23 protein-coding genes are annotated in these 22,084 nt (G+C 68.9%); 14 read left to right on the top strand and 9 right to left on the bottom strand.

From position 1 onward, the window contains the following. Positions 1-34: 34 nt before the first annotated feature. The 5 genes from YM304_RS05870 to YM304_RS05850 all read left to right on the top strand — a co-directional run bounded on the left by YM304_RS05870 (position 35) and on the right by YM304_RS05850 (position 5,448). Positions 35-304 carry a hypothetical protein gene (locus tag YM304_RS05870; protein ID WP_015440733.1) on the top strand — a complete coding sequence of 90 codons (270 nt, stop codon included), beginning with the start codon at positions 35-37 and terminating at the stop codon, positions 302-304. Beyond that, on the top strand, positions 301-1,941 hold the full coding sequence (locus YM304_RS05865) for a hypothetical protein (RefSeq protein ID WP_015440732.1): 1,641 nt from the start codon (positions 301-303) through the stop codon (positions 1,939-1,941). The genes YM304_RS05870 and YM304_RS05865 overlap by 4 nt, the downstream gene beginning before the upstream one ends. Positions 1,942-2,027: 86 nt before the next feature. Continuing rightward, positions 2,028-3,050 carry a phosphogluconate dehydrogenase (NAD(+)-dependent, decarboxylating) gene (gene gnd, locus YM304_RS05860; protein WP_015440731.1) on the top strand — a complete coding sequence of 341 codons (1,023 nt, stop codon included), beginning with the start codon at positions 2,028-2,030 and terminating at the stop codon, positions 3,048-3,050. After that, entirely contained in the window at positions 3,047-4,504 is a 1,458-nt protein-coding gene (gene zwf / locus YM304_RS05855; protein WP_015440730.1) for a glucose-6-phosphate dehydrogenase, read from the top strand. The genes gnd and zwf overlap by 4 nt, the downstream gene beginning before the upstream one ends. Before the next feature lie 53 nt (positions 4,505-4,557). Further along, positions 4,558-5,448 (top strand): DMT family transporter, encoded by an 891-nt coding sequence (locus YM304_RS05850; protein ID WP_015440729.1) that lies wholly within the window; start codon positions 4,558-4,560, stop codon positions 5,446-5,448. A gap of 1 nt (position 5,449) precedes the next feature. Here the strand turns inward: YM304_RS05850 and YM304_RS05845 are convergent, their stop codons facing one another. Further along, positions 5,450-6,205, bottom strand: coding sequence for a class II aldolase/adducin family protein (locus YM304_RS05845; protein WP_015440728.1), 756 nt, complete (start codon positions 6,203-6,205; stop codon positions 5,450-5,452). Between the two features lie 60 nt (positions 6,206-6,265). Here YM304_RS05845 and YM304_RS05840 point away from each other — a divergent pair, with 60 nt between their 5' ends. Beyond that, positions 6,266-6,814 (top strand): MOSC domain-containing protein, encoded by a 549-nt coding sequence (locus YM304_RS05840; RefSeq protein WP_015440727.1) that lies wholly within the window; start codon positions 6,266-6,268, stop codon positions 6,812-6,814. A 15-nt stretch (positions 6,815-6,829) separates the two neighbouring features. Here the strand turns inward: YM304_RS05840 and YM304_RS05835 are convergent, their stop codons facing one another. The 6 genes from YM304_RS05835 to YM304_RS05810 are packed head-to-tail and all read right to left on the bottom strand — an operon-like array spanning position 6,830 to position 12,890. Beyond that, positions 6,830-8,203 carry a cobyric acid synthase gene (locus YM304_RS05835; protein ID WP_015440726.1) on the bottom strand — a complete coding sequence of 458 codons (1,374 nt, stop codon included), beginning with the start codon at positions 8,201-8,203 and terminating at the stop codon, positions 6,830-6,832. After that, complete coding sequence (gene cbiB / locus YM304_RS05830; protein ID WP_015440725.1) at positions 8,185-9,111, bottom strand: adenosylcobinamide-phosphate synthase CbiB; 927 nt, start codon at positions 9,109-9,111, stop codon at positions 8,185-8,187. Before cbiB ends, YM304_RS05835 begins: the two co-directional genes overlap by 19 nt. Beyond that, positions 9,108-10,001, bottom strand: coding sequence for an aminotransferase class I/II-fold pyridoxal phosphate-dependent enzyme (locus YM304_RS05825; RefSeq protein ID WP_015440724.1), 894 nt, complete (start codon positions 9,999-10,001; stop codon positions 9,108-9,110). Before YM304_RS05825 ends, cbiB begins: the two co-directional genes overlap by 4 nt. Then, entirely contained in the window at positions 9,998-10,804 is an 807-nt protein-coding gene (locus YM304_RS05820; protein WP_015440723.1) for an ABC transporter ATP-binding protein, read from the bottom strand. Before YM304_RS05820 ends, YM304_RS05825 begins: the two co-directional genes overlap by 4 nt. Next, complete coding sequence (locus YM304_RS05815) at positions 10,801-11,835, bottom strand: FecCD family ABC transporter permease (protein WP_015440722.1); 1,035 nt, start codon at positions 11,833-11,835, stop codon at positions 10,801-10,803. The genes YM304_RS05820 and YM304_RS05815 overlap by 4 nt, the downstream gene beginning before the upstream one ends. Positions 11,836-11,849: 14 nt before the next feature. Then, a complete protein-coding gene (locus YM304_RS05810) occupies positions 11,850-12,890 on the bottom strand; it encodes an ABC transporter substrate-binding protein (RefSeq protein WP_015440721.1) in 1,041 nt (346 codons plus the stop codon). Between the two features lie 239 nt (positions 12,891-13,129). Between YM304_RS05810 and cobO the strand changes: the two genes are divergently transcribed. The 5 genes from cobO to YM304_RS05785 are packed head-to-tail and all read left to right on the top strand — an operon-like array spanning position 13,130 to position 17,006. Then, positions 13,130-13,732, top strand: a complete 603-nt coding sequence (gene cobO / locus YM304_RS05805; protein WP_015440720.1) for a cob(I)yrinic acid a,c-diamide adenosyltransferase — start codon at positions 13,130-13,132, stop codon at positions 13,730-13,732. Between the two features lie 16 nt (positions 13,733-13,748). Then, positions 13,749-14,282 carry a bifunctional adenosylcobinamide kinase/adenosylcobinamide-phosphate guanylyltransferase gene (cobU, locus tag YM304_RS05800; protein ID WP_015440719.1) on the top strand — a complete coding sequence of 178 codons (534 nt, stop codon included), beginning with the start codon at positions 13,749-13,751 and terminating at the stop codon, positions 14,280-14,282. After that, complete coding sequence (cobT, locus tag YM304_RS05795; protein WP_015440718.1) at positions 14,279-15,271, top strand: nicotinate-nucleotide--dimethylbenzimidazole phosphoribosyltransferase; 993 nt, start codon at positions 14,279-14,281, stop codon at positions 15,269-15,271. The genes cobU and cobT overlap by 4 nt, the downstream gene beginning before the upstream one ends. A gap of 4 nt (positions 15,272-15,275) precedes the next feature. Beyond that, positions 15,276-16,022 (top strand): adenosylcobinamide-GDP ribazoletransferase, encoded by a 747-nt coding sequence (cobS, locus tag YM304_RS05790; RefSeq protein ID WP_015440717.1) that lies wholly within the window; start codon positions 15,276-15,278, stop codon positions 16,020-16,022. 24 nt (positions 16,023-16,046) lie between these two features. Beyond that, positions 16,047-17,006, top strand: coding sequence for a DUF368 domain-containing protein (locus YM304_RS05785; protein ID WP_015440716.1), 960 nt, complete (start codon positions 16,047-16,049; stop codon positions 17,004-17,006). Between the two features lie 15 nt (positions 17,007-17,021). Here the strand turns inward: YM304_RS05785 and YM304_RS05780 are convergent, their stop codons facing one another. After that, complete coding sequence (locus YM304_RS05780; RefSeq protein ID WP_015440715.1) at positions 17,022-18,212, bottom strand: pyridoxal phosphate-dependent aminotransferase; 1,191 nt, start codon at positions 18,210-18,212, stop codon at positions 17,022-17,024. 105 nt (positions 18,213-18,317) lie between these two features. Here YM304_RS05780 and serC point away from each other — a divergent pair, with 105 nt between their 5' ends. From serC to YM304_RS05765, 3 genes are read left to right on the top strand one after another with little or no spacing between them, the layout of a single operon-like run. Then, on the top strand, positions 18,318-19,454 hold the full coding sequence (gene serC, locus YM304_RS05775; RefSeq protein WP_015440714.1) for a phosphoserine transaminase: 1,137 nt from the start codon (positions 18,318-18,320) through the stop codon (positions 19,452-19,454). Between the two features lie 24 nt (positions 19,455-19,478). Continuing rightward, positions 19,479-20,354: a PAC2 family protein gene (locus YM304_RS05770; protein ID WP_015440713.1), complete on the top strand. Its 876-nt coding sequence runs from the start codon at positions 19,479-19,481 to the stop codon at positions 20,352-20,354. A 39-nt stretch (positions 20,355-20,393) separates the two neighbouring features. Then, positions 20,394-20,669: a hypothetical protein gene (locus YM304_RS05765; RefSeq protein WP_015440712.1), complete on the top strand. Its 276-nt coding sequence runs from the start codon at positions 20,394-20,396 to the stop codon at positions 20,667-20,669. Between the two features lie 56 nt (positions 20,670-20,725). Here the strand turns inward: YM304_RS05765 and YM304_RS05760 are convergent, their stop codons facing one another. Next, on the bottom strand, positions 20,726-22,036 hold the full coding sequence (locus YM304_RS05760; protein ID WP_015440711.1) for a bifunctional o-acetylhomoserine/o-acetylserine sulfhydrylase: 1,311 nt from the start codon (positions 22,034-22,036) through the stop codon (positions 20,726-20,728). Between the last annotated feature and the right edge of the window lie 48 nt (positions 22,037-22,084).

Raw genomic sequence — 22,084 nt, 5'->3', positions numbered from 1 at the left:
CCCGTCCGCCACGCCGATCCGTCCAGGGAGTCCGATGACGCACCACCAGTCGACCGCACTGCGCCAACGAGCGCACCGCCTCCGCCGCTTCGCCGAGCAGATCGAATGCACACCGGCGATGTCGCTCGAACGCCACGCGACCGTCGACACCTGGCGCGGACCGAGACCCGAGGAATGCCTGCAGCTCCTGCACCAGGCACAGCACCGCATCCACGAGACCGCCGAGGAACTGCGTCGCCATGCCTGGCTGCTCGACCAGCAGGCCGACGAACTCGAACTGGCTGCAGCGGCGGTCCTCTCGTGAGCGGCGCACTGTCGTACGACCCGGCGCGGATCGAACGACTCCGGTGCGAGACCCTCTGGGCCGTCGGAGCACTCCTCGGACTCCGGTCTCCCGATCCGGCCGCCGACGGAGCGGCGGGTGCCATCGGGGCGTTGCACCGCGTCCTCGACGCGCACTGGCTGCCCGCCATCGCCACCGTCCAGCGGCTCGACCCGTTGTCGGGCGGCCTCCGCACCCCCACTGTCACCGTCGACCGGGTCCGCCACCCCAACGACCGCGGCGGCGGCCCCGCTGCTCCCGGCCCCTACGACGACTGGTCGATCGCCGAACTCCTCGCCGAGTTCGATCGCCTCGACAGGAAGCTCCCTCACGACGACGACCTCCGCCCCGATCTCGACGACCCGTTCTGGATCGAGTTCGCCGCGCTCGCCGACGAACTCGCGTCGCGTGTCACCGCCGACCCGGCGCTCGCCGACGAGATCGTCGCGGGTGCCCCCGCCAACCCGCTCCTCGCCATCGCGGCCGGGTGCGCGGCGTTCCCACCGCCGATGATCCAGGCGATGGCGATCGAGCTGCTCCAGGCCACCTCCCACGTCGACGACCTCGAGTCGCGCTACGCCGCCCACGCTGCGGAACTGCTGTTGCGCTCGCTCCTGCCCCACCCCGATCTGGCACTCGGCGTGGTCGTCGACCGCGCCGCACTCCGCGAGCTGATCCAGTGGCCGTTGATCGACGCCGACCTCGCCGCCGAGTTCATCGACATCGCCATGAGGCATCCCGTCGACGACCCGTCGCGACTCGACGACGGCCTCACGGCGCTGGAGCACTTCGTCGCCTTCGCCAACCAACGCCTGTTCGAACAGGGCTTTCCACCTCCCTTCTCCGTCGTCATCGCCGCCGGTGTCGCTCGGTATCTGCCGACGTTCGTCGACTCGCTCGAACCCGGTGACGACGTGGCGATCCGGCCCCCGCACCGGGTCACGTCCGAGGAGTTCATCGACCTGCTCGGCGCGTTGCTCTACGACCCGGACGCCGCCGAGGTCCTGGTCGGAGCGGTCCGCTCGATGGCGATCCTCAGCCAGTTGCCCGGCTCCCCGTTCGACCTGTCCGATGTCGGCGACTTCGCCCTCGCGCTCACCGACGGAGCGGAGAACGAACGTCTCGAAGCCGAAGTCCGAGCAGCAGCGAGCCGGACGCTGGTGCAGCAGCTCACCGTGGTCCTCGGCTTCGTTGCCGGGTCGATGGCGGCGGCGCAAGGGTGGAGCTCGGCCACCCGGTCGATCGTGTCGCGCATCGTCAACGGAGGCGGCGACGTGGCCGAGCGGCTCATCCGCGCCGACGACACCGGCATCGGCGACCCGTCGGCCACGCTCGAATCGCTGATCGAGCTCACCGTGTGCGAGACCTTCCTCGCCGACCCCGACCTCCATCGAGACCCGACCGTCCCGCTCGACCACGCCGTGTTGAGCGAGGCGCGGGCTGCCGCGACCGAGATCGCCGACCTCGTCGCCGCCGGCGCTCCACCAGCCCTCGTCGACGATCGGTTGCGTGAACTCCAGCGCCTCGTCAAGTCGATGGGCGGCGCCGACCACCTCGAAGCCCTCGACACCGGATCGATTCGCGAACTCGACCGTCGAGAGTCCGAACCCGACACCTGATCGGCGTCCAGAGCACGCCGGTGGCGCCGCGGGAAACCGACGAGCACCGAGAGCCGACACGCCTCCGTTCGTGGCAGGCTGTGCCCATGCAACTGGGCATGATCGGACTCGGCCGGATGGGCGCCAACATGGTGCGACGACTCGCGGGAGGAGGCCACGACTGCGTCGTGTTCGACGTGAACCACGACGCCGTCACGGCACTCGAAGCCGAGGGATTCACCGGCGCACACTCACTCGAAGAACTCGTCGCCTCGCTCGACGCGCCGCGCTCGATCTGGGTGATGATCCCCGCGGCCTACGTCGAGGGCACCCTCGAGCAGCTGATTCCGCTGCTCGACCCCGACGACACCGTCATCGACGGCGGCAACTCGTGGTACCACCTCGACGTCGACCGGTCGAAGAAGTACGCCGGCGACGGCATCCACTACGTCGACGTCGGCACCAGTGGTGGTGTCGCCGGACTCGAGCGCGGCTACTGCCTGATGATCGGCGGCGACGACACTGCGGTCGAGCGCCTGGAACCGGTCTTCGACACCCTCGCACCCGGCGTCGAGGCAGCCGAGCGCACCCCCGGCCGCACCGGCGACATCGCCCCCGAGGAGCAGGGTTGGCTCCATTGCGGCCCGAGTGGCTCGGGCCACTTCGTGAAGATGGTGCACAACGGCATCGAGTACGGCCTCATGGCCGCCCTGGGCGAAGGCCTCAACGTGCTCGCCAAGGCCAACATCGGCAAGGAGGACCACGAGATCGACGCCGAGACCGCGCCGCTCGACGCTGCCGAGTACTACCAGTACGACATCGACCTGGCGAAGGTCACCGAAGTGTGGCGACGCGGGTCGGTGATCACGTCGTGGCTGCTCGACCTCACCGCCGAGGCCTACCTCGACGACCCGAACCTCGACGCCTACTCCGGCCACGTCAGCGACTCGGGCGAAGGCCGCTGGACCATCGACGCCGCCATCGACGAAGGCGTGCCGGTGCCCGTGCTGTCGGCGGCACTGTTCCAACGGTTCAGCTCGCGCGGTCGATCCGACGTGGCCGACAAGGCGCTGTCGGCGATGCGCGCCGGGTTCGGCGGCCACAAGGAGAAGAAGGAGTCCAGCCGATGAGCGAGCAGCCCATCACGACCGACGTTCCGTACGTCGACACCGCGCAGATCGACCCGAACCAGCCCGAAGCCGACGCGCTCGTGCTGTTCGGCGCAACCGGCGACCTCGCCAAGCGCAAGCTGTTCCCGTCGCTCTACAAACTCGAACGCTCCAACACACTCGACGTCCCCGTCATCGGCGTCGCCCGCAGCGACTGGACCGACGACGACTTCCGCACGCACGCACGCGAATCGATCGAGGCCCACGTCGACGACGCCGACGACGAGATCATCAGCTCGCTGTCGGACCGGCTCGACCTCATCCAGGGCGACTACGCCGACGAAGCCACCTGGGAAGAACTGCGCGACACGCTCGACCGCCATGGCTCGGAGACCGCGGTGTTCTACATGGCGATACCGCCGTCGATCTTCCCGATGGTGGCCGAGAAGCTGGCGTCGGTCGGCCTCAACGAACGCGGCCGCATCGTGGTCGAGAAGCCGTTCGGACGCGATCTCGATTCGGCCGTCGAACTCAACCAGACGCTGCACTCGGTGTTTCCCGAAGACCACATCTTCCGCATCGACCACTACCTCGGCAAGGAAGCCGTCGAAGACCTCCTCGTGTTCCGCTTCGCGAACACGTTGCTCGAACCCGTCTGGAACCGCAACTACGTCCGCAGCGTGCAGGTCACCATGTCGGAGACGATCGGCGTCGAGGGTCGCGGCAGCTTCTACGAAGGCGTCGGCGCCATCCGCGACGTGTTGCAGAACCACCTGCTCCAGGTGATCGCGCTCCTCGCGATGGAGCCCCCGGCGGGCCCTGATGCCCGCTTCCTCCAAGACGAGAAGGCCAAGGTCATCAGCGCCATGCGCCCGATCGAGTGCTCGCAGATGGTGCGCGGTCAGTACGTCGGGTATCGAGACGAAGACGGCGTGGCCGACGACTCGTCGGTCGAGACCTTCGCCGCCGTGCGCCTCGAGATCGACTCGTGGCGCTGGGCCGGTGTGCCCTGGTACGTCCGCGTCGGCAAGGGGCTCGCCGAGAACGCGACCGAAGCGGTGATCGAACTGCGCGAGCCGCCGCGCATGCTGTTCGACGAGGCCGGCAGCCCGCCGCCCGAACGCAACCTGATCCGGCTGCGGCTCGGCAAGAACGACGGGGTCACCTTCGCGCTCCAGGCCAAGACGCCCGGTCCCAGCCTCGACAGCCAGGAGGTCGACGTCGACGTCGACTTCGCCGCGGCGCTCGGCGAACGGCAGGACGCGTACGAGCGCCTGCTCGGTGACGCGCTCGTCGGCTCGCTGCGTCGATTCGCCCGCCAAGACGTCGTCGAAGGCACGTGGGCGATCGTGCAGCCGGCGCTCGACGAGCCCGGCGAGATCTTCCCGTACTTCCGCGATTCGTGGGGCCCCTCGGAGGCCGACAACATCCTCGAGCCCGGCGACCACTGGTACCCGCCCTCCCCCGCACGCTGACCCGATAGGGTTGTCTCAACTTGCGGGACCCACATCCCACAGGTTGAGACACCATGTGGATTCCGGTCACGCTCCTCGCCGCCACGTTCCAGATCCTGCGGACGGCTCGACAGCACGAACTCCGTCGCGTGCTCGCGGTCAATCCAGCGGGCTTCGTCCGCTACGCCTACGGGTTCCCGCTCGCGGCGATCGCGTCGATCATCACGTTCGGCATCGTCGGCGCCGAACTGCCGACACCTCCAGCCCGCTTCTGGCCGATCATCGCCGGTGCGGGCGTCGCCCAGATCCTCGGCACCGTGGCGCTGCTCGAATCGTTCCGGCTCCGCGACTTCGCGATCGGCACGGTGTACGTCAAGACCGAGATCATCCTCGTCGCCGTCATCTCCGCCGTCGCCCTGGGTGAACCACTCGCCCCGCTCGGCTGGATCGGTGCCGTGGTGTGCATGCTCGGCGTCGCCTGGCTCGCAGCGCCGGGCAAGATCACCGATGCGCTGCGCCTGGCCGGCGACCGGGCGGCGCTCATGGGCATCCTCGCCGCGCTCGGTTTCGCGCTCGCCGCCGCCGGCATCCGCGGCGCGTCGAACTCGTTGGGCGACGCGCCCACCTGGAACCGTGCGCTGCTCACCCTGACCGCGATGCTCGCGATCCAGACCCTCGTCAACGGCACACAGCTCGCCGTGACCGACCGGCCGGGCCTCCGTTCGGTGGCGACCAACTGGCGTGCCGCCATGCCCGTCGGCATCCTCAGCCTCTCGGGTTCGGCGTGCTGGGCCATCGCCGTCACCCTCACCTCCGCGGCGAAGGTGCGCACCCTCGGGCAGGTGGAGCTGCTGCTGGCGTTCGTGATCTCCGCGGTGTGGCTGCGCGAGCAGCACACCCGAGCCGAGTACGCGGCGAGTGCGCTGGTACTGGCCGGTGTGCTCGGCGTGGTGGCGTTCGGCTGAGTCAGTCGACGACGGTCGGGTCGGGAACCAACGACCGCTGCAGCCACTGGAAGATCCGCCAGCCGGCGTGCTCGGGACTCAGGGTCGTGGCGGCGATGCGCGCCGCGGCGTCGCTGATCGCCTTGCCGTCGGGCGCCTTGACGTGCACTTCGGCGACCCGTTCGGCCATGACGAACCACCCGACCGCCGCCTCGACCGTCTGCCCGACGGTGAGGAGCCCGTGATTGCGCAGGATGCACAGCTTGTTGTCGCCGAGCGCGGCAGCGATCCGCTTGCCGCCGTCGAACGACAGCACCTCGACTTCCTCGTCGTCGAACATCGCCTGATCGAACACGAACGCACACGACTCCTGGCTGAGCGCCCGGAACGGTTCGACGTTGGCCGACCACGGTGTGCCGAACTGGGTGTGAGTGTGAGCCGCCGACACCGCGTCGGAACGCGCGTCGAGGATCGGTGCGTGGATGTTGTAGCCGGCGGTGTTCACCGACTCGACGCCGTCGCCCGGCCCGACGAGCACCAGACGGTCGACGGTCGCCTCGCTGAACGGCACGCCCCAGTCGAGCAACCAGAAGTGGTCGGTCTGCTCCGGATCTCGCGCCGACACGTGCCCGTCACCGAGCTGTCCCCATCGCATCGCGCCGAAGATGCGGTAGCCGAGCGCACACATGCGTTTGCGATGGGCCCGCTCCGCGTCGACATCGCGTGCGGTGCCGTACGGCTCCACGCCGTCGAACCCGGGATAGTCGCTCTCGCTCATGGTGTCCAGGTTACGGAACCGTTCACGCTGCGTTCAGTTGCGATCACTACCGTTGCCGACGTGTCGACTCCTCGAGGTTCCGTCATCGCCGTCCATCGAAGCCACGAGCACGGCTTCTCGAAGCAGACGGTCGACGAGATCGCGTTGCTCCCCGGCCTCGGCGTCGACGGCGACGCCCACATGGGCGCGCAAGTGAAACACCGCTCTCGCGTCGCCCGCGATCCGAACCAACCCAACCTGCGCCAAGTGCACCTGGTCGCGTCCGAACTGCTCGACGAGGTGAACGCCGCCGACTTCAGCGTCGCTCCCGGCGATCTCGGCGAGAACATCACCACCTCCGGACTCGACCTCATCACCCTGCCGGTCGGCACCACGCTGCGCATCGGCGACTGCCTGCTCTCGCTCACCGGCCTGCGCAACCCGTGTGTGCAGATCGACGCGTTCCAGGAAGGTCTGCAGGGCGCCATGCTCGGTCGTGACGACGACGGTCGACTCGTGCGCAAGACCGGGGTGATGTCGGTGGTCGTCCACGGCGGCACGATCCGGCCGGGCGACGCGATCGACGTGTCGTTTCCGCCGGGCGATCCGATCGCGATGGAGAAGATCTGACGGGACGTCGCTCGCTCAGCGAGCGACGAGCGCCTGCAGCAGATCGGTGTCGAGGTGTGCGTCGACGGCGTCGGCCAGGCGCTCGTACGTCGCCTCCAGCACCGGGGTGACCACCACGCCGAGCATCGCTTCGATGAACGCCGGGTGCTCGAACAACCCGTGGACCGTCGTGGCCGAGACGTTGCCGTCGACGAGGTGGCGCACACCGCCGTCGAGTTCGCCGTACCGGATCTCGTAGCCGCGGAACGTCTGCCCGAACACCTCGAGATCGACCAGTTCGGTTCGCTTCGTCGGTTGCATCGTCGTGGTCGTGTCGAGGAGACCGAGCCCGTCGATGCGTCGCGGCGTGCCACCTTCGACACCGACCGGGTCGATGATCTCGTGGCCGAGCATCATCGCGCCGCCACAGACTCCGAGGACGCGAACGCCGTGGCGCGCCGCCGACCGGACCGCGACGTCGAGCTTGCGTTCGCGCATCCAGTCGAGGTCGGCACCGACGTGTTTCGACCCCGGCAGGATGACCAGGTCGCGGTCGGGGTCGAGCCCGTCGAACGCGCCGGGGTCGGTGATCCAGCGCACGCGGGCGGCGTGGCCCAGCAGGTCGAACTCGTCGAGGTTCGACCCGAACGGAAATCGCGGGATCACGACCCTGGGTGCACCGATCGGTGCGCGTGGGCGTTCGGTGGCACCTTCCTCGCGCGGCAGGTCGTGGTCGAGCATCGGCATCACGCCGGCGCACGCCATCGACGTCCGCTCGGTCAACATCGACGGCCCCGGTTCGAGCAGCGTCGCGTCGCCGCGGAAGCGGTTGAGCACGAACGCATCGAGCCGAGCGCGAGTGGCCTCGGGGACGAGCGCCCAGGTGCCGTACAGATGCGCGAACGAACCACCGCGGTCGATGTCGGAGGCCAGCAGCCCGCTCGCGTCGGCGTACTCGATCATCCGATTGTTGACCTGATCGCGCAGGTTGATCTCGGCCGGGCTTCCTGCGCCTTCGATCACGACGAGGTCGTACTGCGCGGCGAGTTCGTCGTACGACTCCGCCATGGGCGTCCAGAGCGCGTCGTGGCGATCGTTCCACGGCATGGCGCTCAATGCGCGGTCGACGACGCCGCGCACCACGACCTGGCTCTGCGTGTCGGCTTCCGGTTTGAGCAGCACGGGGTTCATGCGAACGTCCGGTTCCACGCCGGCCGCTCCGGCCTGCAACCACTGGGCCACACCGATCTCGCCGCCGGCGACCACCCGAGCGTTGTTCGACATGTTCTGCGCCTTGAACGGCGCAACCCGTACCCCGTTGCGGGAGAACCATCGGCACAGCGCCGTGACGAGCAGCGACTTGCCGGCATCGGAGGTGCATCCCAGCACCATCAACGAACGCATCGCCACACCGCCTTCACCGCAACCGAGCCTGCCAACACCATGGCGGCGCTCGTCACCGCCACGTCGCGAGCGAGCCGCGTGGCCCGCTCGATGTCGGAACCGACCGGGTCTCGCCCGGTTCCGAGACGACCGCGATCCTCCACCACGTCGCCGTAGCGGTTCACGCCGCCGAGTCGCACGTCGAGCGCCGCAGCGAACGCGGCTTCGATGACCCCACCGTTCGGCGACGGGTGCTGCTCGGCGTCGCGACGAACCGTGCTGATGATGTGGCTCGCGGCGCGAGGCCGAGCGAGTACGACCGCGGCCACGCCCAGCCGTGCGGGCACGAGATTCATCGCGTCGTCGAGCCGTGCCGACGCCCAGCCGTATCGCCGATACCGGGCACTCCGATGCCCGACCATCGCATCCATCGTGTTGGCCGCGCGGTGTGCGAGCACACCGGGAGCCCCGGCCGCCGCGGCCCACCACACCGAACCGAGCACGGCGTCGACGGTGTTCTCGGCCACCGTTTCGATCGTCGCCCTGGCGACCGCCGTCTCGTCGAGGTCGCCGGTCTCGCGACCGACCAGACGCGACAGTGCAGCCCTGGCGGTGTCGAGGTCGCCCGCAGCGAGCGGTTCACCCACGCCGAGCGCCTCGCGTTCGAGCATCCGACCGGCGACGCAGACGGTGCCGGCGACCAGCGTCGACACCCCCGTTCCCGCCGCTCGGCGAAGGAGCAGGCCGGTACCCGCGCCGAGCAGCACGCCGACGCCGGCGTGGAGCACGCCCGCTCGGCGCGTGTCGGCGTAGACCGTCGCCTCGACCCGTTGCATCGCCGACCCGAACCACACCACCGGATGCAACGGCACCGGCGGCTCGCCGAGGAGTCGGTCTGCCACGACCGCTCCGACCGACGCGAGCGCGACGCTCATGACCGAGCGAACGCGTCGACGACGACGTCGAGATCGTGCGGGTTCGGCACCGCTACACGACAGGTGTCGGCCATCCCGAAGCTGGTGCAGTCGCGGACGAGGACGCGCTGTTCGATGAGACGCCGGCGCAGGTCGGCCGCATCGACCCCCTCGACGAGCACCCAGTTCGCAGCGGTGGGACGTGCCGCCACACCAACGTCGTGCAGGCGCCCACAGAACTCTGCTCGCAGCGCCTCGATCTGCGATGCCCAGCCGGGCAGATCGGTCACGGCCAGCATCGGTTCGACGATGCTCAGCGCCAGCCCGTTCACCGACCACCGCGGCTGTCGACGTGCGATGCGTGCCGCAGCATCGGCATCGGGAGCGATGGCGTAGCCGAGCCGGAGCCCCGGGCACGCCCACACCTTCGTGAGCGAACCCAGTCGCCACGCGCCTCGACCGTTGGTCCAGCGACCCGTCGCGAGGGGCAGGAACGCTTCGTCCCACACGTGCGCCTCGTCGGTGTCGTCGGCCAGCACCCCGAGCGGATTCGACGGGTTCGACCGCCACCGCGGTGCGTCGGAGTCGACCCGGGCGAGGTGCCGTCGGTACAGCGAGAATTCCGGCTCGACCACGCTGCCCGCACCCAGCTCGGCGGCGACCAGCGCGATCGCTTCGGCCCCGCCGTTGGTCAGCACGAGACGGTCCCGGTCGACGTCGAGCACCTCAGCGAGAGCCGCATGTGCTCGAGTGGCATCGGGATAGTCCACCACGACATCGAGTGCATCGGCGAGCAGGGGTCGTATGTCGGGAGCGAACGGATTCATGCTCGCCGACAGGTCGATCAAGCGACGTCGATCGAGTCCGGCCGCCCGTGCGACCGCCGCCACGTCGCCGCCGTGTGCGCTCACGACTCGGCCACCGGGAAGCCGCGGCGCGGGACGACGATCACCGTGCCGTCGTCGTCATCGATGTCGACGGTGACGCACACGTGGTACACCTCGCCGAGGCGCTCGGCGGTGAGGACCTCACCCGCCTGGCCGCTGGCGACGACCCGGCCCTCGTGGAGCATCACGAGTCGGTCGGTGTAGGTGCCGGCGAGCGTCAGATCGTGCAGTGCCGAGATGACGGTGAGCTGTTCGGTCGTGCGCAGTTCGGTGACCAACTCGAGCGCCTGCTGCTGGTGCCCGATGTCGAGTGCCGACGTCGGCTCGTCGAGCAGGAGGATCGGAGCTTCCTGGGCCAGCGCCCTGGCGAGCACCACCCGCTGCCGCTCTCCCCCGCTGAGCTCACCGAGCAGTCGGTCGGCGAACTCGGCCAGTCGCAACCGTTCGAGCACGTCGGCGGCGACCTGATGATCGCGTCGACTCGGCGCACCGAAATACCCGATGTGCGGCGTCCGTCCGAGGAGCACGTAGTCGAGTGCCGACATGTCGCGCGGGATCAGCGGATCCTGCGGAACGTAGGCGACCTGTCGCGCTCGCTCCCGGTCGCCCATGTCGGCGAGCGACACGCCGTCGACCTGCACCGTGCCGGTGTACGCCGTGAGGTTCGCGATCGCCCGCAGCAGCGACGACTTCCCGGCGCCGTTCGGGCCGATGAGGCCGACCCATTCACCGGCCTCGACGTGGTCGGAGAACGGTGCCAGCGCGCAGCGGGTCTCGCGTCCGGCCGGGTACGACACGGCGACGTCGGTCAGCCCGAGCGAGCTCATGCACCGAACCGCCGCGAGCGGAGCAGGAAGATGAAGAACGGCGCACCGAGGAACGCGGTGACCACGCCGATCGGCGTCTCGGCCGGGTTGCTGAGCATGCGGCCGGGAACGTCGGCGAGGATCAGGAATCCGGCTCCAGCCATGAGCGACAGCGGGAGCAGACGTCGGTGACCGGCACCGGCCACGATGCGGACGATGTGCGGGACGATGAGCCCGACGAAGCCGATCAGGCCGCTGACCGACACGACCGCAGCGGTCCCGAGTGTGGCCGCCACCACGATGATCAGCCGGGTGCGGGCGACGTCGATGCCGAGCGTTGCCGCCTCGTCGCCACCCACCCGGAACACGTCGAGATGGCGTCGGTGGACGAGCAGCACCACAGCGCTCACGACGGCGTACGGGAGCACGAGTCGCACGTCGGCCCAACTCGCGCTGGCGAGGCTGCCGGTGATCCAGCGGAACACCTCGCGGAAGACGTCGAGGTTGCGCTGCAGGATGAAGGTCTGCACCGCGGACGTGAACGACACGACCGCCACGCCGGCGAGGACCAGCGTGACGCCGCTTCGATCACCACCGAACGCGGCGCCGACGGTGTAGGTCACGAGCACCGAACCGACGGCGAAGAGGAAGGCGGCCGTCGGCACCGGGTCGATCGGCCACGTCGAGGTGACGCCACGGCCGATCGTGAGCGCGAGCGTCGCCCCGAGGCCGGCGCCTGCGGCCGCGCCGAGCAGGTACGGGTCGACGAGCGGATTGCGAAACACGCCCTGATAGCTCGCTCCGGCGATCGACAACATGCCGCCGACCAGTCCACCGAGCACCACGCGGGGCATGCGGATCTTCCAGATGATCGCCCATTCGGCGTCGCTGACACCGGTGTCGAACGAGATCAACGGCAGGCGGTTGACCAACTCGGGCCCGACGCGCCACCAGTCGGGTCCGGCGGGGCCGATCGAGACCCCGACGACGACGGCGACGACGACGAACGCGATGCCACCCAGGAACCAGGTGGCATCGCGTCGGTCGGTCATCGTTCAGGTGCCGATCAGGCGGCGACGGCAGCCGATTCGATGGCGGTGGCGACCGCCTGGATGTAGTCGACGATGCGCGGTCCCCAGCGGGAGGCGATGTCGTCGTCCATCTCGACGACGTTGCCGTTCTGCACGGCAGCGATGGCGTCCCAACCGGGGCGGGCCGACACCGTCTCGGCGTTCTCGCCACAGCACTTCGTGTCGGCGAGGAAGATCAGGTCGGGGTTCGACTCGATGATCACCTCGGCGTTGAGCTGCGGGTACCCGAAGCTCTCCGACTCGTCGGCGTCCGCGATGTTCTCCAAGCCGAACAGCGCGTAGATCTGGCCGATGAACGTCGACGTGTCGGCGCTGTAGAACCCGGGATCGAGCTCGTGGTAGAAGCTCAGCGGCGTGTCGGGCTGCGGCGCGGCCTCGACGGCTGCGGCGATGTCGGTCTGCATCGACGAGACCAGTTCGGCGGCTTCGGCGATGTGTCCGGTCGCTGCGCCGAGCTGTTCGATCTGCGCGTACGTGTCGTCGAAGGAGGTGGCGGCGGGGCCGTCCCACGAGGCGATGTCGAGTTCGGCGAGCTGGTCACCGAGGCCGGTGAAGTCGCCACCGATCAGCACGAGGTCGGGTTCGTACGAAGCGATCGCCTCGACGTTGGGCTCGAAGCCCGACAGCTCGTTCGGCAGCTCGAGCGCTGCTTCGGGGTGGTTCGAGAACGAGTCGACGGCGACGAGCAGGTCGCCTGCGCCGATCGCGAACATGATCTCGGTGTGCGTCGGGCTGAGCGACACGACCCGCTCGGGCACGGCGTCGGCGTCGGCCGGCTCCTCGGCGGGAGCTTCCTCCATCGCCTCCTCGGCGGGTGCTTCCTCCATCGCCTCCTCGGCGGGTGCTTCCTCCATCGCCTCGTCGTCCGTGGCGTCGACCGGGGCTTCGTCGGTCGTCACTTCGGTCGTGTCGTCGGCGACGGCGGGCTCACCGGCTTCGTTGCTGTCGCTTCCGCAGGCGGCGGTCACGAGCGCGAGGCTCGCGATCACACCGAGGAGTTGGTGGCGTTTGGACATGTGGGGGTTCCTCCGAGTGGAGTTGGAGACCGGGCACCGTCCACCCGAGGGCGAACCGCCCCTTGCCTCGAGGGATGGTTGTCGCGACATCGGAGCAGGCGACCGGGCTGACCGCGACGCTGGCTACACCAACCTCGCGACATCACCGTTGCGGGACAGCGTCGGAATCTCACCGAACTTCGCTGCTTCCAATGACAGTTCGGCATCGTAGCCGTCGCCCGCCTAGCCTCCCTCATCGCATGACTGACGACACCACGGCCGACCACGACGCTGCTTCCGACGACGCCGCTCCCACCGACGACCCCCGTCCCGACGGGCTCCGTCGCGCCGACTCGCTGGTGGTGATCAACACCGGCAACGGCAAGGGCAAGTCGTCGTCGGCGTTCGGGATGATGGTCCGCGGTGTCGCACGCGGCTGGAACGTCGCCGTCGTGCAGTTCATCAAGTCGGGCAACTGGAAGGTCGGCGAGGAGAAGATCGGCCGCCAGCTCGGCGTCGAGTGGCACGCCTTCGGCGACGGGTTCACCTGGGACTCCGACGACCTCTCGAACGACAAGGCGCACGCTGCCGAAGGGTGGGCGAAGGCCGTCGAGATCATGAACGCCGGCGAGCACCAACTCGTGATCTTCGACGAGCTGACCTACCTGTCGTCGTTCGGCTGGCTCCCGGCCGCCGACATCGCCGGGCCGATCCGCGATCGGCCCCGTCACGTCAACGTCATCATCACCGGCCGCGACGCCGCCCCGGAGCTGATCGAGGTGGCCGACACCGTCACCGAGATGACCGAGATCAAGCACGCGTACTCGCAGGGCATCCGCGCCATGCGCGGCCTCGACTACTGACGCGGGCCGGCCGAACATGAGCCTCACGCTGCTCCTCGGAGGAGCTCGCAGCGGCAAGAGTTCGCTCGCCGTCGAGATCGGCCGGCGCTTCGACGGCCCGGTCACCTACGTCGCCACCGCGCCGGTCGTCGACGACGACATGGCCGACCGCATCGAGCGCCACCGCGACGAACGTCCGGCGTCGTGGCGCACCATCGAAGAGGAGGTCGACCTCGACGGCGCGGTCCGATCGGTCGACGAAGGCCTCGTGATCGTCGACTGCGTGACGCTGTGGACCTCGAACCTGATGTGGCGCGAGATCGACGACGACGAGATCCGTCGGAGAGCCGTGGATGCGGCCGCCACGTGCGCCGCGCGCTCCGAGCGTGTGGTGGTCATCTCGAACGAAGTCGGCCTCGGCGTCCACCCCGAAGCCGAACTCGGACGCCGCTACCGAGACCTGCTCGGGTGGGTCAACCAGTCGTTCGCTGCCGTGGCCGACCCGGCGCTGCTCCTCGTCGCCGGGAAAGCGGTGGTGCTGAGCGACCCCTGGCAGACTCTCGACCCATGAGCCTGCTCGCCCAACGTCTCGCCGATCTGCCCGGGCCCGATCTCGCCGCCAGCGCCGCCGTCGAGGAGCGGACCGCACAGGTCCTCCGGCCCAGTGGAGCGTTGCAGTGGCTCGACGACGTCGCCGCCTGGAAAGCGGGGTGGCAACGTTCCCATCGCCCCACGGTCGAACGACCAGCGGCACTCGTGTTCGCCGCCGACCACGGCGTCGCCGCCGCCGGGGTGAGCAACTATCCCGCCGAGATCACCGCGTCGATGCTCGCGGCGACCCAGCAGTCGAAGGCCACGATCAACGCGTTCGCCCACACGATCGGTGCGACCGTCACCGCGGTCGACGTCGGGGTCGGCGAGCCGACCAACGACATGCGCCACGAAGCGGCGCTGTCTCCCGAGCGATTCGACGAGATCACCCAGGTCGCCTTCGACGCCGTCGATGCACTCGACACCGACCTCCTCGTGTTGGGCGAACTCGGCATCGGCAACACCACCGCCGCGGCCGCCATCGCCGCGGCCTTCGCCGGTGGAGAAGCCGCGGTGTGGGTCGGACGTGGCACCGGCATCGACGACGCCGGCCTCGAACGCAAGAAGACCGCCGTGCAGGAGTCGGTGCGCCGCATCGCCGGTGTGGTCGACCCGCTCGAGATCCTCCGCGAAGTCGGCGGTTCCGAACTGGTCGCCATGGCCGCCGCCACGGTCGCCGCTCGCCACCGCTCGATCCCGATCGTCCTCGACGGCTACATCTGCACGTCGTCGGTGCTGCCCCTCCACCGCGCCGACCCGGCGGCGCTCGATCACTGCATCGTCGGACACTGCTCGGCAGAGCCGGGTCACCGCAAGTTGCTCGACGCGATGGGCAAGAAGCCGCTGCTCGACCTCGACATGCGACTCGGCGAGGGCACCGGGGCGATGGCGGCCGTGCCGATCGTGAAGATGGCGTGCGCCGGCGTGGTCGAGGTCGCCACGTTCGACGAGTGGTTCGGTTCGGAGTAGTCGCATGCGCGGACTCCTCGGCGCCGCTCAGTTCCTGACCCGCATCCCGATCCGTCTGAAGGCGGCACCCGACCTGACCGCGTCGGTGTCGTGGTTCCCGGTGGTCGGCGCCCTGCTCGGCGCGCTGCTCGGCGGCGTGGCAGCCGGCCTGTTCGAACTCGTGCCGGGCTCGGTCGCCGCTGCGGTGGTGGTGCTGCTCGGCGTCGCGATCACCGGAGCGTTCCACGAAGACGGCCTGGCCGACACCGCCGACGCCATGGGCGGGTGGACGCCTGAACGCCGCCGCGAGATTCTGAAGGACTCGCGGCACGGCAGCTATGGCGTCGCCGCGATGTGCGGCACGATCGTGCTGCGGATCGTGTGCGTCGCGTCGCTCGCTCCCGCTGCTGCATTCGGCGGGCTCGTCGGCGCGCACTGTCTGGGCCGCGGTGCCGCGGTCGCCACCATGGCCCTCGCGCCTCCCGTACCGACCGAGGGGCTCGGCGCCGACTACTCGCGCTCGCTGTCACCCGGGCGCGCCGCTGCCGGTGTGCTGGCTGCGTTGACGATCGGCGCCGTCGCCGTCGGTTGGTGGGTCGCACCGCTCGCCGGTGCGGTGGCCGTGGGAGCGCTGCTCGTGTCGGTCATCGCGGTCCGGGCGTTCGGCGGGGTCAGTGGCGACATCCTCGGCGCCGTCGAGCAGGTCGGCGAGTGCCTCGTCCTGGTGATCGTGTCGGGCCTGGCCATGCATCACGCGCTCTGGTGGACCTGAACCACGTCGCTAGCCTCGTCACTCGTGCCCGACAGCGACAAGACCCCCTCGACTCCCGGTTCGGCCACCGGGCCGCTCGCCCACGTGGCTCAACTCGCCCGAGGCTTCGCCATGGGTACCGCCGACATCGTGCCCGGGGTGTCGGGCGGCACCGTCGCCCTGGTGCTCGGCATCTACGACCGACTGATCGGCAACATCCGCCTCGGCGCCCGGGCGCTGAAGCGACTGCTCACCGGCGACTTCGACGGGGCCAAGCAGACGATCGGCGAGATCGAATGGGTGTGGCTGCTCACGCTCCTCGCCGGCATCCTGATCGCCGTCGCCGCGCTGTCGTCGGTACTGGAGAAGCTGCTCGACGAGCAACCGATCGTCATGGCCGGCCTGTTCCTGGGCCTGGTCGTGGGCACGATCTGGATCGCCTGGAACCTGCTCGAACGTGTCGACGCCGTCACGGTCGCGATCATCGTCGGGGTCGGCGTCGCACTGTTCGCACTGCTCGGCCTGCGCTCCGACACCGAGGTGGCGGAAGGAACCGCCGAGGTGGTGACGCAGCCGATCTGGATCTTCTTCCTGTCGGGGGCGCTGGCGATCTGCGCCATGATCCTTCCCGGCATCTCCGGGTCGTTCATCCTGGTGATGATCGGGATGTACACCGAGGTCCTCGGCGCGGTCAACGACCGAGACATCCCCGCGCTCGGCGCGACTGCGCTCGGCTGCATCGTCGGACTGGCGATCTTCTCGACGCTGCTCAACTGGCTGCTCGAGCACTACCGCAACCACGTGATCGCCGCGATGATCGGCCTCATGGTCGGCTCCACGCGTGTGTTGTGGCCGTGGCCGAACGGCACGCACACGACGACGCTCTCGGCACCCGCCGATGACGTCGTGTTGCCGATCGCGCTGTTCTTCGTCGGGGCGATCGTCGTGATCGCGGTCGAGCGCCTCAGCTCGAACGTCGGCGAGATGCCCGACTCGCTCAGCTGACCGCGCCGGCTCGCGTCAGGAGACGAGGGCGGCGAAGCGGGTGATGCCTTCGACCAGGTCGTCGTCGCCGAGGGCGAAGCTGAACCGGCCGTAGCCCGGCAGTCCGAACGCCTCGCCCGGCACGAACGCCACCTTGGCCTCTTCGAGCACGATGTCGGCGAGTTCGATGGTGCTGTTGGCCACCTTGCCGTTGATGTCACGGCCGAGCAGACCGGTCAGGTCGGGGTACGCGTAGAACGCACCCTGCGGTTCGGGGCACGACACACCGTCGATGGCGTTGAGCATCTCGTGCATGATCGACGCACGACGGGCGAACGCCTCGCGCATCTCGACGACCGCATCGAGCGGACCCGACACGGCGGCGATCGCCGCGCGCTGCGCGACGTTCGAGACGTTGGACGTGGCGTGACTCTGGAAGTTGGACGCCGCCTTGATGACGTCGGCCGGGCCGATCATCCAGCCCACACGCCAACCGGTCATGGCGTAGGTCTTGGCGACGCCGTTGACGATGAGGCACTGGTCGGCGAGGTCGGGCACCAACACCGGCATCGACGAGAACTCGTGGTTGCCGTAGGTGAGGTGCTCGTAGATCTCGTCGGTGATGACCCAGATGCCGTTGGCCACGGCCCACTCGCCGATCGCCTTCACGGCGGCGGGCGGGTACACGGCACCCGACGGGTTGTCGGGGCTGACGAACAGCAGCACCTTGGTCTTGTCGGTCTTGGCCGCTTCGAGTTGCTCGACGGTGACCTGGAAACCGGACTCGGCGTCGGTGTCGATGACCACCGGAACGCCACCGGCCAGCGTGATCGCCTCCGGGTAGGTGGTCCAGTACGGCGCCGGGCAGATGACCTCGTCGCCGGGATCGCACAGCGCGGCGAAGGCGGTGTAGACGGCGTGCTTGCCACCGCACGTGACGAGCACCTGCGAGGGCTCGCAGACGAATCCGGAATCGCGCTGCGTCTTGTCGGCGATCGCCTGTTTCAGCTCCGGAAGACCGCCAGCCGGGCTGTACTTGTGGTTCTTCGGGTCGGAGCACGCCGCGATCGCAGCGTCGACGATGTGCTGCGGGGTGGCGAAGTCAGGCTCGCCTGCTCCGAATCCGATGACGTTTTCGCCGGCGGCCTTCATGGCCTTCGCCTTGCTGTCGACGGCCAGGGTGGCCGAGGGGGCGATGGCAGACAGTCGTTTCGAGGTGCGCTTCACGGCAGCGAGGCTATCTGTGCCGGTGGCGTGCGGTGAGCGAGGTTTCTCGACGGATTGAACGCAAACGGGCTGGGATTTCGAGGCGACGGACGCCATGCTGGTGTCGTGAGCTTCGATCCCTCCTCGATCAGTGTCCCGTCCGACCTCCTTCCTGCCGACGGGAGGTTCTGCTGCGGGCCGTCGAAGGTCCGCCACGAGCAGGTCGACGCCATCGTCGCCGCCCGCGACACCCTGCTCGGCACCTCGCACCGCAAGCCGCCGGTGAAGAACCTGGTCGGCGCTGTGCGAAGCAAGCTGAGCGACCTGTTCGCGCTGCCCGACGGCTGGGAGATCGTCCTCGGCAACGGCGGCTCCACGGTGTTCTGGGACGTCGCCACGTTCGGCCTCGTTCGCGAGCGCAGCCAGCACGCGGTGTTCGGCGAGTTCTCGTCGAAGTTCGCCGAAGCCTGCGCCTCGGCGCCGCACCTCGGTACGCCGTCGGTCGTCAAGAGCGACGTCGGCACGCACCCCTCCCTGCACGCGGAAGACGGCATCGACGCCTACGCGCTCACGCACAACGAGACCTCGACCGGCGTGGCGATGCAGCTCACGCGACCCGCCGGCACGTCGGCCGACTCGTCGCTCGTCCTGGTCGATGCCACGTCTGCCGCCGGCGGCCTCACGTGGTCACCGAGCGAGGTCGATGTCTACTACTTCGCCCCGCAGAAGTGCTTCGCCGCCGACGGCGGTCTCTGGCTCGCCGCGTGCTCGCCTGCGGCGATCGAACGCATCAACGAGATCGGCGGGTCCGAGCGCTGGCGGCCCGCGTCGCTCGACCTGGCGATTGCGCTCGACAACTCCACCAAGAACCAGACCTACAACACGCCGGCGGTGGCGACCCTGGTGATGCTCGACGCACAACTCGACTGGATGCTCGGCAACGGCGGGCTCGACTGGGCGGCCGGCCGCAGCGCCACATCAGCCGCGACGCTCTACGGCTGGGCTGAAGCACGCGACTGGGCGAGCCCGTTCGTGGCGAACCCGGACGAGCGCTCCAACGTCGTCGGCACCATCGACCTCGACGACTCGATCGACGCCAACGACGTCTGTGCCGTGCTCCGCCAGCACGGCGTGCTCGACACCGATGCGTACCGCAAGCTCGGCCGCAACCAGTTGCGCGTCGGCATGTTCCCGGCCATCGAGCCGTCCGACATCGAGGCGCTCACGGCGACGGTCGATCACGTCGTCGCCCAGATGAGCTGATGTCACGATGACCGGGGCTGCACGATGACCAGCGTCGACGACGTCCTCGACTTCTCGGCCGACGAGGTCGGCCCGCTCGATCGACCGGTGATGCTCGTCGGGCTCGAAGGCTGGTTCGACGTCGGCACGGCGGCCACACAGGCCGTCGAAGCGTTCACGAGCAGCGACCAGGCGATCGTCGTCGGCATGGTCGACGCCGACCCGTTCTACGACTTCACACAGCAGCGCCCCCAGGTGACCATCGACGACGGGATCCGTGAGATCACGTGGCCCGCCAACGAGTTCATCGTCCAACGCAACGCCGACCATCGCGACGTCGTGGCGCTCGTGGGTGTCGAGCCGCACTTCCACTGGACCACCTACGTCGACACGATCACGACGGTGGCGAGAGCACTGCGCTGCGAAGCGGTCGTCACGGTCGGCTCGGCCGCCGAGGCGATTCCTCACACGCGCACGCCTCCCGTCACCGGCAGCACGGCGAACCCCGAGCTGGCTCGCGCACTCGGGTTGGTCGCCCCGTCGTACCAGGGCATCACCGGCGTCGCCGGAGTGCTCCAGGCGACCCTCGAGTCGATCGGCGTGCCGGCGGTGTCGCTACGAGTGGGCATTCCGCACTATCTGATGAACGCCGAGCACCCGCAGGCGACGGCGGCGCTCGCACGCCACCTGAGCCACGTGCTCGGTGTCCCCGTCGACGGCGACATCAGCGATCAGATGGCCGAGCAGATCGCCTCGTGGCGCGAGGTGCACGACGAGGTCATCGCCAGCGACGAACAACTCAAGATGTACGTGCGCATGCTCGAGGCCGAGTTCGACCGCCGCGCCGAGGCGGCGATCCCGTCGGCCGACGACCTCGCCAGCGACTTCGAACAGTTCCTCCGCGACCAGCGCGACGATTAGTCGACAGAACTGCCACATTCGGTCATAGCCTGCGACGTCGTGAAACGCACCGCTGCCCTGCTCGCCGCATTCTCGATCACGCTCGCCGCCTGCGGCGACGGCGAGACCGACGTGTCGCCCGAACTCTTCGAGGAGGCGCTGATCGCTCAGGGGCTCGACGAAGCCACGTCGAAGTGCGTCACCGACAGCCTCGCCGAACAGCTGACCGAGGACGAGTTCTCGAAGGTCGCGCTCGCGCAGGACCTCGCCGATCTCGATCCGGCGCTCGAAGCCACGGCGACCGACGCGATCACCGCCTGCGTCCTGGGCGAATAGTCACGAACTGATCGAGCGGGGCCGTCGCATCGCGCCGGCCCCGCTCGCAGATCGATTCAGCTCGCGGCTGCGAAGCCTTCCTTGAGGTCGGCGAGGATGTCGTCGATCGACTCCAGGCCGACCGACAGTCGGATCAGACCCGGCGTCACGTCGGATGCGGCCTGCTCCTCGGGGGTCAGCTGGCTGTGCGTGGTCGATCCCGGGTGGATGACCAGGCTGCGAGCGTCACCGATGTTGGCCACGTGGCTGTGCAGCGTGAGGCCCTCGACGAACTTCTTGCCGGCTTCGAGGCCGCCCTCGATCTCGAACGCGAGCACCGAGCCGTAGCCCTTGCCGCCGCCGAGTTCGGTGGCCCGCTCGTGCCAGGGGCTCGACGGGAGTCCGGCGTAGTTGACCGACGTGACCTGCGGGTGCGCATCGAGGAACTCGGCGACCGCTTGAGCGTTCGACCAGTGACGCTCCATGCGCAGGCTCAGGGTCTCGAGGCCCTGGAGGAACATGAAGGCGTTGAACGGCGAGATCGCCATGCCGATGTCACGCAGCAACTGCACGCGCGCCTTGAGGATGAAGGCACCGTGGCCGAGGCCGGGCCAGTACGGCAGGCCGTGGTAGCTCGGGTCGGGCTCGTTGAAGTTCGGGAACCGCTCGGCGTCGCCGTAGTCGAAGGTGCCGCCGTCGATGATGGCGCCACCGATCGAGGTGCCGTGTCCGCCGATGAACTTCGTGAGGCTGTGCACGACGACGTCGGCACCGTGTTCGAGCGGGCGGATGAGGTAGGGCGTGGCGACCGTGTTGTCGACGATCAGCGGCACGCCGACCTCGTGGGCGACCGTGCTGATGCCCTTGATGTCGAGCACGTCGTTCTTCGGGTTCGGCAGCACTTCGCCGTAGAAGCACTTCGTCTTCGGGGTCGACGCCGCGCGCCAGGCCTCGGGGTCGTGCGGGTCGTCGACGAACGTGACGCTGATGCCCATCTTCGGCAGCGTGTAGTGCAGCAGGTTGTAGCTACCGCCGTAGAGCGAGGGGGACGCCACGACGTGGTCGCCGGTCTCGGCGACGTTCATGACGGCGAGCGTCGACGCGGCCTGTCCGGACGCGACGGCCAGGGCACCCGGCAGCCCGATGGCGGTGATGCAGCCACCCTCCAGCGCGTTGAGGCGTGCTTCGAGCGCACCCTGCGTCGGGTTCATGATGCGGGTGTAGATGTTGCCGACTTCACTCAGCGAGAACAGGTTGGCCGCATGGTCGGCGCTGTTGAACTCGAACGAGGTCGTCTGGTAGATCGGCACGGCCCGTGCGCCGGTCGTCGGATCGGGCTCGCCTCCGACGTGAATCTGCTTGGTCTCGAATCCCCATTGGTCGCTCATAGGCGAGTCAATGTAGCCGCACGAATCCCGACCTTCCAAGTCGGGAAT

The sequence above is a fragment of the Ilumatobacter coccineus YM16-304 genome, assembly GCF_000348785.1.
Taxonomy (GTDB): Bacteria; Actinomycetota; Acidimicrobiia; order Acidimicrobiales; family Ilumatobacteraceae; genus Ilumatobacter_A; species Ilumatobacter_A coccineus.
This window is presented reverse-complemented; position numbering and strand designations above follow the sequence as displayed.